The following is an 18,848-nucleotide window of genomic DNA, read 5'->3' on the forward strand; positions in this document are numbered from 1 at the left end:
GAGCACTTGACTGTTAATCAAGCTGTCGTCAGTTCGAGTCTGACAACCGGAGCTAATTAAAACACGTGAGTATCATCCGTGGTACTCATGTATTTTTTTGGCAAAATATTTTAATTGTTTTAGTGTGGTGGCGATAGCAAGAAGGTTACACCTGTTCTCATGCCGAACACAGAAGTTAAGCTTCTTAGCGCTGAAAGTAGTTGGTGGGTAACTACCTGCGAGGATAAGACGTTGCCACGCTAGTTCATTGGAGGATTAGCTCAGCTGGGAGAGCATCTGCCTTACAAGCAGGGGGTCACAGGTTCGATCCCTGTATCCTCCATAATTAAAAGTCATAAATTTAAATTTATGACTTTTTTTATTGTATTCATTATTATTTTCTGATAACATAAATATGTTAAGCCGGTTTAGCTCAGCTGGTAGAGCATCGGTATCGTAAACCGAGGGTCACAGGTTCAAATCCTGCAACCGGCATTGATAATTATTTTTTATAAATAAACTGTTGATTTTTATTTATAAGTTAGTTATCATGTTAAATGTAATGTTATGGAGGAGTAGCGAAGTGGCTAAACGCAGCGGACTGTAAATCCGCCCCATTATTGGTTCGGTGGTTCGAATCCACTCTCCTCCATTTACTGGGTTATAGCCAAGCGGTAAGGCAACGGACTTTGACTCCGTCATGCGCTGGTTCGAATCCAGCTAACCCAATATAAGAAAACGTCCGGATTATTCTCCGGGCGTTTTTTATTTATCTAGAATTTGATTTCAATTATATAAATGACTAACCATTTAGGAGGATTTGAACATGCAAGATCCAATCTATATTCAAATACATAATCATATTAAGCAAAAAATTGAGACAGGTCAATGGCAATTAGGTCAACGGTTGCCGTCTGAAAGAAATTTATCAGAGACATTTGGTGTTAGTAGAATGACATTACGTCAAGCTATTTCAACATTAGCAGAAGAAGGTATACTAGAGCGTCGTCCTGGATCAGGAACGTATGTTTCAAGTCAAAAAGTGCAAGAAAAAATGACAGGAATTACTTCTTTTACGGATATGATGAAAAAACAAGGTAAAGAGCCATCGAGTCAAACTATTACTTATCGGCTAACAAAACCATCTCTTAGTGAAAAGGAAAAATTACAGTTAAATAGTGACCAAAATGTTTTAAGAATGGAACGCATCCGTTTTGCAGACGGAATCCCGATTAGCTTTGAAGTTGCTTCTATTCCGGAAAACTTAATCGGAGATTTACATAAGTCTGAAATCACAACTTCTTTATATCATGCAGTTAAGCATAAAAATAAGTTTGAATTAAATCATGTTGAACAGACGATTGGAGCAACAACTGCTAACGAACAAATAGCTAAAATGTTAGATATTAAAAAAGGTGACCCATTAGTGTTATTGCGTCAAATTACTAGACTCGATGATTATCGTCCTTTTGAATATGTTCGTTCACAATATGTAGCAGAACGTTTCGAATTTTACTTTGAACGATAAAAAAAGCGAGTGATTTTTGGTATAATGAATATTAGTATACTCGAATGAGGGATTAATTTGAAAAAAACTTTAGTTAACATATTTTACAATGCGGTGTACCAAGTGTTTTTAGTATTGATACCAATGATAACGGTACCATACTTGTCAAGAACTTTAGGACCTACACAAAACGGTGTATATAGTTCTGTTAATTTTACGATTCAATTTCTAATGGTGTTTTGTGCCATTGCAATGAGTCAAATAGGAACACGTGCCGTTGCCAAAATAAGAGCCGAAAATGATCATCAAAAACTGACAAAAGCTTTTTGGGGGTTATGGTATGTCCAAGCGCTATCAAGTATCGCAATTATTATCTTGACTTTATTAGCAGTTACTGTATTTAAAGTAGAATATCAAATTTATTTTTATCTTCAAATACCATTTTTGATTTCAGCCATGTTTGATATTTCCTGGTTTTACCAAGGACTTGAAGAGTTTGGTAAGGTTGTTTTACGAAATACTGTAGTTAAGTTATCATCCGTTGTTTTGATTTTTGCTTTCGTAAAATCACAACAGGACTTATGGATTTATATGTTAATTATGTCTATAACAACAATGTTTGGTAGTTTTGCTTTTTGGTTATCAATAAAAAGATACGTTGATCGTCCAGTTAAACAATTTTATCAATTTAGAAGTGTCATTATTGCTGTAGTTACTTTAATTGTTCCACAAGCTGCAACGCAAATTTATAATTCCTTGGATAAACCGATACTTAACTTTTTAAATGGTTCGGCTACTCAGGTTGGTTATTATGATTATTCGCAAAGAATTTCTACTATTTTACTAGGTGTCATCACATCCATTACCATTGTAATGATGCCCAAAATGGCCAGTGCTTCAAAAGAATCTCAGCGGCTATTTTTAAAGAAATCACTTGAAATCACGACTTTTTTAGCTATTATTTTTACAATTATAGTCATGATCAACACTAAGGAGTTCGTGCCTGTGTTTTTCAGTTCGCAATTTGAACCAATGACTGCAATTTCTTATTTTGCAACACTTAGAATTATCTTTTTACCAATTGGAGAAGTATTTTCAAATCAATTTGCGTTAGCCAATAGACGAGATAAAGATTATGCCATCCCAGTTATTATTGGTGCTGGTTTAAGTTTAATTTTGAATCTTATTTTAGATAAACCGTATGGTGCTGTAGGTGCAATGATTAGTTTATTAACGGTTGAGTTTGTCGTTTGTTTGTTAAGAATTTACATTGTTCGTGATGCCTACGACGCTAAATACGTATTCAAAGATTTTCCGAAATTTGGTATTTTAGCAATTGTTACTTTCGTTATTGGAAGTTTGCTACCTAATTTTGTACCACAACCTTATATTAATATGACGATTAAGTCATTGATTATATCAGTGGTATACTTAGTCATTTTTGTGTTAATGAAGTTTGAAATTGCTAATGATCTCAAGTTTCTAATTGAAAAAATTATAAAAAGAAGAGAGTCATAACATGTCAAAAGTAGATGTATTAGGAGTTCAGTTTGATAACTATTCAGAAGAAGAATTTAGACAAAAGATTTTGGCGCAATTTTCTGAAAAAAAGCCAACTTTTGTTGTGACAGCTAATCCTGAAATAGTTATGAAAGCACGCGAAAATCAAAAGTTATTGCAGATGATTAATGAAGCAGATTTTGTAACGCCTGATGGAATTGGAGTGATTAAAGCAGCTAATATGTTGCAAACGCCACTTTCAGAACGTGTTACTGGTTATGATTTGTTTGAGTTTTTTATGAAGCAAGCTAATCGTAAAGAATATCGTGTCTACTTAGTAGGTGCCAAACCAGAAGTTATCACAGCGGTTAACAAAAAAGTTCAAACAAAATATCCGCATATTCATTTAGTTGGACTAAAAGATGGTTACTTTGAAGAGTCTATAGAAGTTGTTGCTGAGGAAATTTATCAAGCAAAACCTGATTTTGTATTTGCGGCCTTAGGATTTCCAAAACAAGAACAGCTATTAAACTTACTCAAAAAGTTAGAACTCCCTGCTGTAATGATGGGAGTCGGTGGCAGTTTTGATGTTTTTTCAGGACAAATTAAACGCGCACCGAAACTATTCCAAAAGTTGCACCTTGAATGGTTGTACCGGGCACTTAGAAATCCTAGTCGATTCAAACGATTACTGATTATCCCAAGATTTCTCAAAGCAGTTAAAAAGCAGGTAAAAGCCAATGAAAATACTTCACATTAATGCAGGACTAGAAAATGGTGGTGGACTTTATCACATCATTCAACTTCTAAAAGAAGCCAGAGTAAAAAATGCCCCTTTTACACTATTAACACTAGCCGAAGGTCCTGTATCGCAAGCGGCTAGAGAAGCAGGTATTAAGACTGAAACATTTTCGAAATCATCAAGGTATCAATTGAGCATCCTAAAAGATCTCAAGAATTACATTAATGAAGGTCAATATGATATCGTGCACACGCATGGTGCGCGTGCCAACTTGTTTTTGAGCATGATACATCGTCAAATTTCTGCAAAGTGGGTAGTGACGGTTCATAGTGATCCTTTAAAGGACTTTGAATCTCACGGTGCTATTGGCAAGGTGTTTACTAAGTTAAATTGTCATTCACTAAAAAAAGCGGATGGGGTTTTAGCGGTAACAGATAGATTCAAAAATCAACTAATTAAAGACATTAAGTTAAATCCTCAAAAAGTATCGACTATTTATAATGGAATCTCATTTACTCAAAAGCCACTATCTAAGATAGAGCATGAAGGGTTTAATATTGTCAATGTTGCGCGATTAGTTCCGATAAAAGGTCACAAATTATTATTGCAAGCAATTAAAAATGCGAATATCCCCAACTTAAAATTACATTTAGTAGGTGATGGTCCACTAGAAGATGAGCTTAAACAATATGTGAGTGAACATCAGCTATCTAATCAGGTAGAGTTCCATGGCTATTTGAAGCAATCACAAATTAATCAACTTTATCAAATAACAGATTTAGCGGTGTTAACCTCTTACTCAGAAAGCTTCCCATTAGTAATGTTAGAAGCTTCAGATGCTAATGTTGCTTTATTAATGACAAAAGTTGGCGATTATCAAGTGATGATTCCAAACCAAGAACAGGGGTTTGTAGCAGATGTTGGCAGCGTTGAAATGATTATAAGTCAACTCAAAAAAGCTTATCAAATGTACTTGAATCAAACATTGCCAGCAATTGCTCAACGAGAACGCGATTATTTATCAACAAACTTTTCGATTGAAAATCAATTCAACTCAATTATGAAAATTTACCATCAGATATTAGAAGGGTGTAAAAATGACTTATAAAAAGAACTGGCTTTTAGGTTTATTTATTGCTTTTTTATCCATTCAACCATTTTTGGATATTAAGTACTTTTATCAGCCGCCTTTACTAAATGTACTACCATTTGCAATACCAACTATAGTTAGGATTATAGGTATTGGTATTTTATTTTTAGCAACATTTGTAACATTAATGAAAAATAAAGAACGGTTATTTCTAATTGGATATGGTGTTGTCGTTACTGCTTACACGGCTTTACATTTATATAATGCAACTAAGTTTAGTTCAGTATCACCAACTAGTTTTGGTTATTCTGTTACGTCAGAAATATTCTATCTAATTCGATTAATACTGCCAATTTTAATGGTTGTAATCGCTTATAAAATTAAATTATCAGATTATAAATTTGAAAAAATCATTACAATCTTGAATTTTTTGATTTCTGGTTCAATCGTCTTTTCAAACTTATTTAAGTTAGGAATCTCATCTTATTCAGATGTAACAATTACATACAACATCTTCGAATGGTTTAATAACCCTAATATGGATTATTACTATGCAGCGACTCGTGGTTGGTTTAATTTCGCAAATGCAATATCAGGTGTTTTAGCGCTAATTGGTCCGATTGTGATTTATTTCTTGTTAACAAAACGAAACGCCAAAAATGGTTTGTCGTTTGTTTTATATTTCTTAGCTTCAGTTATGATTGGAACTAAATCAGCAATTTATAGTTTAATAATTGTTTTGGCTGGAATGTTTGTTTTGTACTTATTTACAAGTTTAATTCAGAATAAAATGCAATTTAGTAAATCAAACTTTGCGTTTTTAAGTTTGGCATTAATCGCGGTAATAGCTATTATGCCATTTTCGCCTTCTAGTTCTAGGGAGTCAATGGATGGCCAGCAAGTGATCAATCGAGAATCAATGCGTTCAGTGAAAGATTTGAGTTTTGAGGCCTATGATCGTGCAATGACTGAAGCGCAAACACCTGACGAAAAACAAAAGATCAAGCTAAACTTTATTGGTGAAAAATATCCATTATATTCAATTATTCCACAGTTAATTACACATTCGCTACCCTACGAACAAGATCCTGATTTTTGGATTGATGTGATGAATCACAATCGAACAGGTTACTATGATAATCGACAAATGGAACAACTAATGCTAAAAAGGGTTAAATCAACTAATAATAAAAGCCTAGATAATTGGTTTGGTATTACTTATTCCCGTATGAGTAACATCTATGTATTAGAACGAGACTTCTTAGCTCAATATTATACAATTGGTATCTTAGGATTGATGGTATTTATTTTGCCATTAGTATTCTTAGTTATATTTGGTGGTTTGCGAATTTTAAAACATTTTCACCGACTCTTTAACCTGAAGAATGCGTCAATCACTTTTGGACTTGGAATGATTTTTTTCATTTCACTTTACAGTGGTAATATTTTAGACTTTTTAATTGATACTTTGATTTTGGCTTTTGTTCTAGGTTACTGGTTAAAAGATTTGAATTGTCAGTTGAATAAAGAAAAAGAACCCCAAATTTCGATTATTGTGCCAACTTATAATCGTGCTGATATGATTGAAGGTATGCTTGAATCAATTGCTTCACAAGATTATCAAAATGTGCAAGTTATTATTTCTGACGATGGATCAGTCGATAATACCCAAGGTGTTGTTGAAAACTTCAGTGACTATCACCAAGGATTGAAAATTAAATATATCAAAAATAAAAATGGTGATCAGTTAAATGCCATTAATCGCGCCGTTCCATTTATAACAGGTGATATTATTTATATCTTGCATTCTGATGACCGCTTTTATGATAAAAGAGTTTTAACTCATGTCGTTTCAGAACTTAATGAAACAGATTATGATGGCTTATTTGCTAATATTGTTGAAGAAAATACGACAACTAATAAAATCAAAAAGCATCGAACTAAGAGTTTTTATCCGGGATATTTAACTAGTGCAAAAGCAGCACTTGGATTAGGTCGCAACCCTTATGTTGATTTTGTTTTCTTCAGGAGAGAAGCTTTTTTCAAAATAAGTTATGAGTCCTATATTATAAATAATACTTGTGCTTGGCGTTCTTTAACAAATGATCGTTTGAATTTAGGAAACGCGAATTATTATACGTTGAAATACCAAGTTCACGGTGATAATTATTTAGATAGCAGCGATGGACAAGAAAATGTGTTGAATGGTGAATTGCGAACATTAACCAATATTTTAGCATTTGGCTCTATTCCGTTATTCAATATTCAAAGACAACTATTTAGAATTATTAACAAATTAGGTTTGAATACTTTATACTATCCAATTGTTTTACGTACTAAAACAAAAACCAAAGCAGTATCAGCTATCACAAAACAAGCCATTTCTTTAAGACTAAAAGAGCCAACAGAATTATATCGTGCCATTCAAGGATTTTTTGAAGCATCAAATAATCGATGTATTGAATTGAAAATACCAGAAGATTTTAAAGTTTATGATGGTTCTGATATTCGAGAATTCAACAAGAAGTTGCATGAAAACGAACTACATGAGTTGTACTATCAACTATTCAAAGAAATGAAAATTGGTTTTAATTGTGTCCAAATTAAATCGACAGATTTATCTGATGTGCAACGTTTGTTAGAGTTTTTGATGATTAAAGAATATGTTAGAATTGAGGTCATTTTATGATACCGAAAAAAATCCATTATGTTTGGGTCGGTGGAAACGAAAAACCCAAAGATATTCAAAAGTGTTTACAAACTTGGAAAAAACATTTGAGCGATTATGAAATTATTGAGTGGAACGAAGATAACTTTGATATCAATCAAAATCGTTACTTAAAGCAAGCTTATGAAGCTAAAAAATGGGCTTTTGTGAGTGATTATATTCGAGCAAGTGTTATCTACAAATACGGGGGTATTTATTTAGATACTGACGTGTTGGTTTTGGATAATTTAAATGAGTTACGTGAAAATCGTGCGTTTGTGGGATTTGAAAATCCAGAATATCCATTTACGGCCGCTTTTGGAGCTGAAAAAAATCACCCGTTAATTAAAGATATGTTAGATTACTACGATAATTTGGATTTTGATTTTGACTCTAGTGATCAAATGGCTGGTGTCAATACCGTCAGTGTTTCTGATATTTTAATTGATAAATATCACTGTCGTCCAAATAATCAAGAACAAATTCTCAAAGAAGATATCCACGTTTATCCTGATTATGTTTTATGCAATCCAAGCCGCGCATCAAAAACAATTCACGTATTCACAGGCACATGGATGGAAGGTCAAAAAAGTTGGAAACGCAAACTAGTTAAATGGATGAAGTTAAATGCCACAACAAAAAAACGTGCTGAACTTTATACACGTTTGTTTAAATAAGGAGAAGCAAGTATGGCTTTTGCAAGCAAAAACGATTCGTTGACTTTACACACAGACTTATATCAAATTAATATGATGTATACCTACTTCAAAATGGGGTTGCATGAAAAAAATGCGGTTTTTGAATGTTACTTTAGAAACATGCCATTTGATAGCGGTTATGCAGTATTTGCAGGATTAGAGCACATTGTTTCTTATCTTGAGCAATTAAAATTCGATGAGTCTGATTTGGAATTTCTAAGACAAAACGAAAACTATGATGAGGATTTTATTGATTACTTAAGACATTTTCAATTTAAGTGTTCGGTCAATTCAGTTGTCGAAGGTGAAATAGTGTTTAATAACGAACCATTGCTTCAAGTAGAAGGGCCGCTTGCACAATGTCAATTAATTGAAACTGCTATTTTGAACTTTGTGAATTTTCAAACTTTAGTTGCAACAAAAGCTTCTAGAATAAAGTCGGCAGCCGAAGGTGATATTGTACTGGAATTTGGAACACGCCGTGCACAAGAAGCAGATGCTGCAATTTGGGGAGCACGTGCTGCTTATATTGCTGGATTCGATGCGACAAGTAATGTTCGTGCAGGAAAGTTATTTGACATTCCAATCAGCGGAACTCACGCGCATGCACTAGTTCAAACTTACCAAAATGATTATGAGGCTTTTATGGCTTATGCACAGACACATCATGATTGTGTCTTTCTAGTTGATACTTACAATACTTTGAGAAGTGGCGTTCCAAGTGCTATTCGTGTTGCTAAAGAAATGGGAGATAAAATTAACTTCCAAGGTGTTCGAATTGATTCGGGTGATATGGCTTACATCTCTAAAAAAGTTCGCCAACAATTAGATGAAGCTGGTTTTTATGATGCTAAAATATTTGCTTCAAATGACTTAGATGAAAAAACAATTTTAAACTTAAAAATGCAAGGTGCCAAAATTGATGCGTGGGGTGTAGGCACTAAATTAATTACAGCTTTTGACCAACCTGCACTAGGAGCTGTTTACAAGATTGTGTCAATCGAAGATCAAAATGGCAATATGCGAGACACGCTGAAGTTATCAAGTAATGCTGAAAAAGTTAGTACACCGGGGAAGAAACAAGTATGGCGTATTACTAATAACTTGAAACATGAAAAGTCAGAGGGTGATTGGATAAGTGTTTATGATGAAAATCCCGAAAAATTCAACTCACTTTATATGTTTCATCCTAAATACACTTATATTAATAAGATTGTTGAAGATTTCAAAGCCCGCCCATTGCTACAACCCATTTATGAAAGTGGTCAACTCGTTTATACACAACCTGATATTAGACAAATTAGAGAGTATGCGAAGCAATCATTGGCTGCTTTATGGGAAGAATATAAGCGTGATTTGAATCCACAAGAGTACCCAGTTGACTTATCTGAAAAATTGTATAATCATAAAATGGATTTAATCAACCAATTACGTGAAGAAAATAATTCAAAGGCGATGAAATAAAATGAGAGAAAAGCAACGTGAAATTGTGGCATTCGAACGAGTTAATCCAAGTATTGATGTTAAAGGAGAAATTAGAAAGTCAATCAAATTTTTAAAGGATTATCTAAAAGCGCACTCCTTCTTAAAAACTTACGTTTTGGGAATTTCTGGTGGTCAAGATTCAACTTTAACAGGAAAATTAACACAGATGGCAATTTCTGAAATGCGCGAAGAAACTGGTGACAATGCTTATCAGTTTATTGCAGTTAGACTGCCTTATGGAACTCAAGCAGATGAACAAGATGCTATGGACGCGATTGCCTTTATGAATGCAGATCGAGTTTATCGTGTGGATATTAAAGAAAGCGTTGATGCGTTAGTTAAAGCTGTCGAAGCAAACGAGACGACTATCTCTGACTTTAACAAGGGTAATATTAAAGCGCGTGTTAGGATGACAACTCAGTATGCAATTGCGGGTCAAAATCAAGGAGCAGTTGTTGGGACTGACCATTCTGCTGAAAACATTACTGGTTTTTATACGAAGTATGGTGATGGAGCTGCTGATATTACACCAATTTTTCGCTTGAATAAGCGTCAAGGAAAGTTATTATTGAAGGAACTCAATGCACCTAAGCATCTTTATTTGAAAGAACCGACTGCAGACCTTGAAGAAGCCCGTCCGGCATTAGCGGATGAAGTGGCACTTGGTGTGACTTATGATGCGATTGATGATTACTTAGAAGGTAAAGAAGTGAGCGAACACGATGCCAAGATTATCGAAAACTGGTATCAAAAAACGGAACATAAACGCCACATGCCAATTAGCATTTTCGATAGCTTTTGGTACAAGGATAGATAATTTAATAGTTAATACTTGTCAGAACAACTCATTTAACGCTATAATATTAATGACATAAGGGAGTAACTGGCAGAAGTATTCTGTGATAAGTTCATCAACCGAAACGATTGTTTCTGGACTTATCTTGAATGGTGAGACTTATGCGTGTTTATTCGCGCATAGGTCTTTTATTGTTTATAGACCTGCGATTATTTTCCTATAGAAAAAATGGAGGGTTATTATGGAAAATGCAAAACGAATTTATGCACTAACAGCTTCTGAAGTTGAAAAAAAGCTTAACACCTCAAAAGAGGGGTTATCAAGTGCTGAAGCCAAAGCTCGTTTAGAAAGAGATGGGTTAAATACCCTTCAATCTAAACAAAGTAAGTCAATGCTTCAAAAGTTCTTTGACCAGTTTAAAGACTTTATGATTGTTGTTTTACTTGTAGCTGCTGTGGTTTCTGGTGTTGTCGCACAAGAATGGGCCGATGCTATCATTATTTTAGCGGTTGTGCTAATTAATGCTGTGCTTGGTGTTTTCCAAGAATCAAAAGCTGAAGAGGCCATTGAAGCACTAAAAGAAATGTCCACCCCAAACGCTAATGTTTATCGTGACGGTAAAATGGTTTCAGTTCCAAGTGACGAAGTCGTTTTGGGAGATATTGTTTCAGTTGAAGCAGGAGACGTTATTCCAGCAGATATTCGCTGGTTATCAACAGCTTCACTTCAAATTGAAGAATCTGCTTTGACTGGTGAATCAGTTCCTGTTGATAAAAATGATAAAGTCCTTGAAGATAAAGATGTTCCAATCGGGGATCGCATAAACTTAGGATTTATGAATAGTAACGTCACTTCTGGTCGTGGACTTGGTGTTGTAAGTGCTATTGGGATGCAAACAGAAGTTGGACGTATTGCTGGTATGTTAAATGACACTGATGAAACAACCACACCTCTTCAAGAAAATCTAAATTCATTAGGTAAAGTTCTAACCTTTTTAATTTTAATTATTGCAGCTTTGATTTTTGTCATTGGTCTTTTCACTAACCATGAAGGATTACCATTACAAACAGTTGCAACTAATATGTTCCTAACAGCTATTTCACTTGCTGTTGCGGCTATTCCAGAAGGGTTGCCAGCTATTGTAACTATTATTTTGGCTTTAGGAACTCAAAAAATGGCAAAACGTAATGCTTTAGTTCGTAAATTACCAGCTGTTGAAACATTGGGAAGTACAGATATTATCGCTTCAGATAAAACAGGTACGCTAACAATGAATCAAATGACTGTTGAAAAAGTTTACTACAATGGTGAAACTCATAGCGCTAAAGACGATATTGATGCTAATAATTCAATGCTTCGCGTTATGAATATGGCCAATGATACGAAAATTGGTGGCGAATCCGAGTTAATTGGGGATCCAACTGAAACAGCTTTAGTTCAATTTGGATTAAATCATAAATTTAATCTAGATTCTGTTTTGAAATCAGAACCTCGTGTTGAAGAAGTGCCATTTGATTCAGACCGTAAATTAATGTCAACGATTCACAAGGTTCAAGGTAACCCTTATTTTGTTGCCGTTAAAGGTGCACCAGATGAATTATTAAAACGTGTAACTAAGATTGAATTAAATGGTAAAGTAACCGACATTACTGAAGAACAAAAACAAGAAATTCTAGCAACAAATACATCAATGGCTAAACAAGCACTTCGTGTATTGGCTATGGCTTACAAAACAGTTGACCAAATTCCGGCTGACCCTTCAACTGAAACAGTTGAAAATGACTTAGTATTTGCTGGACTTGTGGGAATGATTGACCCAGAAAGACCAGAAGCAAAACAAGCAATTGCCGAAGCAAAAGATGCTGGTATTACACCCATTATGATTACAGGTGACCACCAAGATACAGCGGAAGCAATTGCAGGTCGTTTAGGAATTATCAATCCAGGTGATGATAGTCGAGTTATTACAGGTGCACAATTAGATCAAATGACACCTGAAGAATTCAAAGAGCGTGTACCAGAATTTTCTGTTTATGCGCGTGTATCACCTGAACATAAAGTACGTATTGTTAAAGCATGGCAAAGTCGTGGCAAAGTCGTAGCCATGACCGGTGATGGTGTCAACGATGCCCCATCACTTAAGACTGCTGATATTGGTATTGGTATGGGTATCACAGGTACTGAAGTATCAAAAGGTGCTAGTGATATGGTGCTTGCTGATGATAACTTTGCAACAATCGTTCATGCTGTACGTGAAGGACGTAAAGTCTTCTCAAATATTCAAAAATCAATTCAATACTTGCTTTCAGCTAACTTAGGGGAAGTATTGACCTTGTTCTTTATGACAATTCTAGGATGGGACATTCTAAAACCTGTTCAATTATTATGGATTAACTTGGTAACGGATACATTCCCAGCGATTGCTTTGGGTGTTGAACCAAGTGAACCCGGTGTGATGAAACAAAAACCTCGTGGACGTAAGTCTACTTTCTTCTCTGGTGGTGTTTCATCTGCTATCTTCTATCAAGGTGTTTTAGAAGGTGCCTTAACATTAGGTGTTTACCTAATCGGACTACATGTTGGTCCTCATGTTAATGATTATGATATGTTGCATGCTGATGCGTTAACAATGGCTTACGTAACACTTGGATTAATTCAATTATTCCATGCTTTTAACGTGAAATCTGTGCATCAATCACTTGCACAATCTAATCCATTTGCAAATAAAATGTTGAACTTAGGTATCTTAGTATCATTTGTAATGTTAGCTGTTACAATTTTTGTACCTGGATTCAATCAACTATTCCACGTAACACCACTAGACCTAGTGCAATGGGCTGTTGTGTTTGCTGCTGGTTTTGCAATGATTATCATTGTGGAAGCTGTAAAATTTGTTCAACGTCGTATGGGACGTCAATAATAATATATTGCCTAAAAAAAAGTATTCTGATATACTTTTTTGGTAAGCGGGCGTGGCGGAATGGCAGACGCGCAAGATTAAGGATCTTGTGACCAATTATGGTCGTGGAAGTTCGAGTCTTCTCGCCCGCATACTAAAAAGCATCTCGATTAACTATAGTTAATCGCGATGCTTTTTAAATAATAAGAAGGATATCCATTTAAAAAATGAAAAAAAATAATGTACTAAATTTAACATTGATTGCCGTATTTACAGCTTTGATTTTGATTCAATCTTATGTACCACAGTTTGGTTATATTACGGTTATTCCAGGATTACCTGCGATTACAACGGTTGTTTTAACTGTATCCATTGCAGGTGCGGTATTGGGACCTCGAATTGGCGCAATTATCGGACTGATTTGGGGTGTTATTGCGTTAATCATGGCTTACACGCAACCAGGAAGTCCAGTTAGTTTATTACTTTTTCAGAATCCTTTTATAGCAATTGTGCCTCGAATTTTAACCGGGTTAGTGAGTGGTATTATTGTTGTAGTATTAAATAAAGTCAAAACCAATAAATTTATTTCCTATGGTGCAGCGGGATTATTAGGAGCTTTGATTAATACATTAGGTGTTATTACTATCGCAGCTATTGTATTTATGAGCAATCCTCAAGCGCTAACACAGTACTTGGGTAACACCCAAGGTAGTCAGTCGCTGTTCTTGATTTTAATAGCTGTATTAGGAATGAATGCTGTGACGGAAGCTGTTGTATCAATGTTTGTGACTTCAATTGTGGGTCGCGCATTAAGCAAAGCATTCGGTTCCATCAAGTGAAATCCACTTGTTTTATCAATATGAGCGTGTTAGTATAATAGATGTAGTTTTTGAGTGGTAATTAGGTTCGATTGTTTTTAGTAAGACTTTCTTCTACCAGTACCAAGCATTAAATACATTATTACATTTCAGGAGGAAGTTCTTATTATGGAAAATGGAACAGTAAAATGGTTTAACCCAGAAAAAGGTTACGGTTTCGTAACTCGTGAAGATGGTAGTGACGTATTCGTTCACTTCTCAGCTATCCAAAGTGAAGGTTACAAAACTCTAGAAGATGGTCAATCAGTTTCTTTCGATATCGAAGAAAGTGACCGTGGACCACAAGCAGTTAACGTTAACAAACTTTAATAGCTAGAAAAAAGCCCTGACGGGGCTTTTTTTTTATCTCTTTTTCGTGGCGTTAATTAACTACAAGGAGAATATGTTATGAAAAAGTTCATAAGAATAATCGTACTTATTTTGTCATTAAGTATACTGACAGGATGTGCCTATTTAAATGATTATACAAATCATTCTGCACAGGTTAAGCAAGACTTTATTGACCGTATCGCAAAAGACGTCGTGGAAGTTAATCAAAATACAACTATTTTAAATAGTTTTGTTATTGCGCAAGCAGCATTAGAAAGTAACTATGGTAGAAGCGAACTTGCTCAAAATTATCATAACTTATTTGGTGTTAAGGCAGGCAGCCAATCACAAAATAAAGTGACGTTACCAACACAAGAATACGTCAATGGTGAATTTAAAACTTATAATTTAGATTTTCAAGTTTATGATTCAGATAAGACAGCCATTCAAGCACACCAAAAGCTATTACTATATGGTACAACTTGGAATAGTAAGCAATATGAGAGTGTTCTGAAGTCGAAAAATTATAAAGAAGCGTCACTTGCACTGCAAAAAAGTGGTTATGCCACTGACCCAGAGTATGCTGATAAAATCGTTTCAATAATCGAAGCGTATGATTTGTATAATTACGATTGATTTGTTAAAAAATAGCTAAAATGTTCAGAACATGTTAAAATTATTGTGAAAAAATTTATTGAAGGTAGGATGACAGTTTTGAAATTGCTTGAAGAAAGAATTAAAAAAGATGGTCAACTTTTAGGGGAAGAAGTACTAAAAGTCGATAGCTTTTTAAACCAACAAATAGATCCAGAACTAATGAAAGAAATGGGTAAAGAATTTTACCGATTATTCAAAGATAATAATATTACTAAAATTCTGACGGTTGAGTCATCAGGAATTGCGCCTGCATTGATGGCTGGTTATGAATTTGGTGTACCGGTTGTTTTTGCTAGAAAACACAAATCGCTAACTTTAAAAGATCATTTATATTCAGCAACTGTTTACTCTTTTACAAAACAAACATCTAATGAAATTGCAATTTCACAAAAATTCTTAAGTGAAGATGACAACGTTCTACTAATCGATGACTTCTTGGCTAATGGTCAAGCCGTTAAAGGGATGCTTGAAATTTTAGAACAAGCAAATGCTTCACTTGGTGGTGTCGGAATTGTGATCGAAAAGGCATTCCAAAAGGGTCGCAAAATGTTAGATGACCAAGGAATTCATGTGGAGTCATTAGCTCGTATTGCGGCATTTGAAAACGGCGAAGTTAAATTTGTAGAGGAGGATTAAGAGAATGGATTCTCACAAATTTAACGCTAACTTAAAGGCTGCACTTTTAGGGATTCAGCATTTACTAGCGATGTATTCGGGATCGATTTTGGTACCGTTATTAGTTGGGACAGCTCTAAATTTCAACTCAACACAGATGACCTATTTGGTTTCGATTGATATTTTGATGTGTGGATTAGCAACGTTACTACAACTTCAAATGAATCGATTTTTTGGAATTGGATTACCTGTTGTTTTAGGATGTGCTATTCAAGCTGTTGAACCCTTAAAAATGATTGGCTCAGAATACGGTATCCAATATATGTATGGGGCAATTATTTTGGCCGGGATTTTTGTATTTTTAATTGCGGGAGTCTTTTCAAAAATCAGAAGATTGTTTCCACCGATTGTTACGGGGACTTTAATTACAATGATTGGATTGTCCTTAATGCCAGTTGCTTTTCAAAATATGGGTGGCGGGAATTCTTCTGCTGCAGATTTTGCAAGTCCCACACACCTGTTGTTAGGATTTTTAACTGTCGCAATTATTTTGATTATTAATGTATGGGGAAAGGGTTTCTTCAAATCAGTCGCTGTTTTAGTTGGTTTAGTAGTTGGAACTGTACTTGCAGGTATTATGGGTCAAGTTTCTTTACAGCCGGTAGCTGAAGCGAGTTGGTTCCATTTCCCTCAATTGTTCTACTTTGGTGCACCAAAATTTGAATGGTCTTCAACTATTACAATGATTTTAGTATTGCTAACCACAATGGTTGAGACAACTGGGGTGTATTTTGCTTTAAGTGATGTAACCAAACAAAAACTATCCCAAGATGATTTGAAACGCGGTTATCGTGCTGAAGGATTGTCTGTTATTTTGGGTGGATTGTTCAACACATTCCCTTACACAACCTTTTCACAAAACGTTGGCTTGTTGCAATTATCAGGAATTAGAACAAGACGTCCTATTTACTACGCCGCAGGATTCTTAATTCTATTAGGATTCTTACCTAAATTTGGTGCGCTAGCAACAATTATTCCATCACCTGTTTTAGGTGGTGCAATGCTTGTGATGTTTGGTATGGTTGCTGTTCAAGGAATCAAAATGCTAAAACTAGTCGATTTCAATAACGAAAAGAATTTATTAATTGTTGCTGTGTCACTAGGATTGGGATTAGGTGTAACTTCTTTCCCACACTTCTTTAATGCATTGCCTCAAACATTTAAAATGTTATTGAGTAATGGGATTGTGATTGCAATTTTTTCTTCTGTTATTTTGAATTTGTTATTTAATGGCAGAAAAGGGTTAGACTACGAAACAACTGAAGCCAAAAATCCACCGGTGGATGAAGTGTAACCACGACTTTAAATAAATATGATAATAAAATAAAGATAGTTCTTTTTATCTCATAATAAGGAGCCTACTGTTGACAGGTGGGCTTTTTTTTATTACATTTGAAAGTAATATAATTTTATGGAGGTTTTATTCAATGTCAAATTGGGACACAAAATTTAAAAAAGAAGGGCTTACCTTCGATGATGTTTTATTAATTCCTAGGGAAAGCCACGTACTACCAAATGATGCAGATTTATCTGTACAATTAGCGGATAATTTGAAACTGAATGTTCCAATTTTAAGTGCCAGCATGGATACAGTTACTGAATCAAAAATGGCTGTAGCTATGGCTCGCCAAGGTGGACTAGGTGTTATTCACAAAAATATGAGTATTGAAGCTCAAGCCGATAACGTTTTGCAAGTTAAACGTTCTGAAAGTGGCGTTATCAGTGCCCCATTTTTCCTAACAGCTGATCGTACAATCAACGAAGCTGAAGCATTGATGAGTCGTTACCGTATTAGCGGTGTTCCAATTGTTGATAATGATAAAAATCGTAAGTTAACTGGTATTGTAACTAATCGTGACTTAAGATTTATTACCGACATGAACCAAAAAATCGATAACGTTATGACAAAAGAAGGGTTAGTAACGGCTCCTGTAGGAACTTCTTTAACTGAGGCTGAAAAAATCTTGCAAGATCACCGTATCGAAAAATTACCATTAATTGATAAAGATGGTCGTTTAAGCGGATTAATCACAATCAAAGATATTGAAAATGTTAAACAATTTCCAAATGCTGCAAAAGATGCACAAGGACGTTTATTAGTTGCAGCAGCTGTTGGTGTCACAAGTGATACGTTCGAACGTGCACAAGCTTTACTTGATGCCGGTGCGGATGCCATTATTATTGACACTGCTCATGGACATTCTGCTGGTGTTCTACGTAAAATTGCTGAAATCAGAAAAGAATTTCCTAAAGCTACTTTAATTGCTGGAAATGTTGCAACAGCTGAAGGTACAGAAGCTTTATACCAAGCAGGTGTCGATGTTGTTAAAGTTGGTATTGGACCTGGTTCAATTTGTACAACTCGTGTGGTTGCTGGTGTAGGTGTTCCTCAAATTACAGCTATCTACGATGCTGCAAACATTGCTAAAAAATATAACAAGACAATTATTGCCGATGGTGGTATTAAATACTCAGGTGATATTATTAAAGCGCTAGCGGCAGGTGGAAACGCTGTTATGTTGGGTAGTATGTTAGCTGGTACTGAAGAATCTCCTGGTGATTTTGAAATTTACCAAGGTCGTCGCTTCAAAACATACCGTGGTATGGGTAGTCTTGCTTCAATGACACACGGTTCATCAGACCGTTACTTCCAAAGTAGTGTAAATGAAGCTAACAAGTTAGTTCCTGAAGGTATCGAAGGGCGCGTTGCTTACAAGGGACCTCTTGCAGACATCATTTACCAAATGGAAGGTGGAATTCGTTCAGGTATGGGTTATGTAGGTGCTGAAAGCATTCAATCACTACATGATAACGCACAATTTGTTCGTATTACTGGTGCAGGTCTAAAAGAATCTCACCCACATGATGTTCAAATTACAAAAGAAGCTCCTAACTACAGCTTATAAGCCATCTCCATATAAAATAA

Annotated in this window: 15 protein-coding genes, 5 tRNA genes and 1 rRNA gene; all 21 read left to right on the forward strand. The window is 35.1% G+C overall.

The genetic code is table 11. From position 1 onward, the window contains the following. Positions 1-123: 123 nt before the first annotated feature. The 21 genes from rrf (at position 124) to guaB (ending at position 18,828) form a co-directional block, all read left to right on the forward strand. Positions 124-240 (forward strand): 5S ribosomal RNA (gene rrf, locus FC86_RS01715). A 9-nt stretch (positions 241-249) separates the two neighbouring features. Beyond that, a tRNA-Val gene (locus FC86_RS01720) sits at positions 250-322 on the forward strand. Positions 323-401: 79 nt separating this feature from the next. Next, positions 402-474, forward strand: a tRNA-Thr gene (locus FC86_RS01725). A gap of 74 nt (positions 475-548) precedes the next feature. Beyond that, positions 549-631, forward strand: a tRNA-Tyr gene (locus tag FC86_RS01730). Positions 632-636: 5 nt separating this feature from the next. Then, positions 637-708: transfer RNA gene (locus FC86_RS01735), tRNA-Gln, on the forward strand. Positions 709-805: 97 nt separating this feature from the next. Beyond that, complete coding sequence (locus FC86_RS01740; RefSeq protein WP_056974311.1) at positions 806-1,507, forward strand: GntR family transcriptional regulator; 702 nt, start codon at positions 806-808, stop codon at positions 1,505-1,507. Between the two features lie 57 nt (positions 1,508-1,564). Further along, positions 1,565-3,004, forward strand: a complete 1,440-nt coding sequence (locus tag FC86_RS01745; protein ID WP_056974312.1) for an oligosaccharide flippase family protein — start codon at positions 1,565-1,567, stop codon at positions 3,002-3,004. A 1-nt stretch (position 3,005) separates the two neighbouring features. Further along, positions 3,006-3,746, forward strand: coding sequence for a WecB/TagA/CpsF family glycosyltransferase (locus FC86_RS01750; protein WP_056974313.1), 741 nt, complete (start codon positions 3,006-3,008; stop codon positions 3,744-3,746). Beyond that, entirely contained in the window at positions 3,727-4,836 is a 1,110-nt protein-coding gene (locus FC86_RS01755) for a glycosyltransferase family 4 protein (RefSeq protein WP_056974314.1), read from the forward strand. The genes FC86_RS01750 and FC86_RS01755 overlap by 20 nt, the downstream gene beginning before the upstream one ends. Then, positions 4,826-7,507: an O-antigen ligase family protein gene (locus FC86_RS01760; RefSeq protein ID WP_056974315.1), complete on the forward strand. Its 2,682-nt coding sequence runs from the start codon at positions 4,826-4,828 to the stop codon at positions 7,505-7,507. Before FC86_RS01755 ends, FC86_RS01760 begins: the two co-directional genes overlap by 11 nt. Beyond that, a complete protein-coding gene (locus FC86_RS01765) occupies positions 7,504-8,202 on the forward strand; it encodes a glycosyltransferase family 32 protein (RefSeq protein ID WP_056974316.1) in 699 nt (232 codons plus the stop codon). The genes FC86_RS01760 and FC86_RS01765 overlap by 4 nt, the downstream gene beginning before the upstream one ends. Positions 8,203-8,214: 12 nt before the next feature. Beyond that, positions 8,215-9,687 carry a nicotinate phosphoribosyltransferase gene (locus tag FC86_RS01770; protein ID WP_056974317.1) on the forward strand — a complete coding sequence of 491 codons (1,473 nt, stop codon included), beginning with the start codon at positions 8,215-8,217 and terminating at the stop codon, positions 9,685-9,687. A gap of 1 nt (position 9,688) precedes the next feature. After that, the gene (gene nadE / locus FC86_RS01775) at positions 9,689-10,525 is read left to right on the forward strand and encodes an ammonia-dependent NAD(+) synthetase (RefSeq protein ID WP_056974318.1); all 837 of its coding nucleotides are present in this window, start codon (positions 9,689-9,691) and stop codon (positions 10,523-10,525) included. A gap of 220 nt (positions 10,526-10,745) precedes the next feature. After that, complete coding sequence (locus FC86_RS01780) at positions 10,746-13,424, forward strand: calcium-translocating P-type ATPase, PMCA-type (RefSeq protein ID WP_056974319.1); 2,679 nt, start codon at positions 10,746-10,748, stop codon at positions 13,422-13,424. A gap of 46 nt (positions 13,425-13,470) precedes the next feature. Beyond that, positions 13,471-13,555 (forward strand) — tRNA-Leu (locus FC86_RS01785). 75 nt (positions 13,556-13,630) lie between these two features. Then, positions 13,631-14,242, forward strand: a complete 612-nt coding sequence (locus FC86_RS01790) for an ECF transporter S component (protein ID WP_056974320.1) — start codon at positions 13,631-13,633, stop codon at positions 14,240-14,242. Positions 14,243-14,389: 147 nt separating this feature from the next. Further along, complete coding sequence (locus FC86_RS01795) at positions 14,390-14,590, forward strand: cold-shock protein (protein WP_056974321.1); 201 nt, start codon at positions 14,390-14,392, stop codon at positions 14,588-14,590. A 78-nt stretch (positions 14,591-14,668) separates the two neighbouring features. Further along, the gene (locus FC86_RS01800; protein WP_056974322.1) at positions 14,669-15,226 is read left to right on the forward strand and encodes a glycoside hydrolase family 73 protein; all 558 of its coding nucleotides are present in this window, start codon (positions 14,669-14,671) and stop codon (positions 15,224-15,226) included. A gap of 78 nt (positions 15,227-15,304) precedes the next feature. Next, positions 15,305-15,883, forward strand: a complete 579-nt coding sequence (locus tag FC86_RS01805) for a xanthine phosphoribosyltransferase (RefSeq protein WP_056974404.1) — start codon at positions 15,305-15,307, stop codon at positions 15,881-15,883. A 4-nt stretch (positions 15,884-15,887) separates the two neighbouring features. After that, positions 15,888-17,216: a nucleobase:cation symporter-2 family protein gene (locus tag FC86_RS01810; protein WP_056974323.1), complete on the forward strand. Its 1,329-nt coding sequence runs from the start codon at positions 15,888-15,890 to the stop codon at positions 17,214-17,216. Between the two features lie 133 nt (positions 17,217-17,349). Next, complete coding sequence (guaB, locus tag FC86_RS01815; protein WP_056974324.1) at positions 17,350-18,828, forward strand: IMP dehydrogenase; 1,479 nt, start codon at positions 17,350-17,352, stop codon at positions 18,826-18,828. Positions 18,829-18,848 lie beyond the last annotated feature (20 nt).

It is taken from the genome of Holzapfeliella floricola DSM 23037 = JCM 16512, from assembly GCF_001436605.1.
Taxonomy (GTDB): domain Bacteria; phylum Bacillota; class Bacilli; order Lactobacillales; family Lactobacillaceae; genus Holzapfeliella; species Holzapfeliella floricola.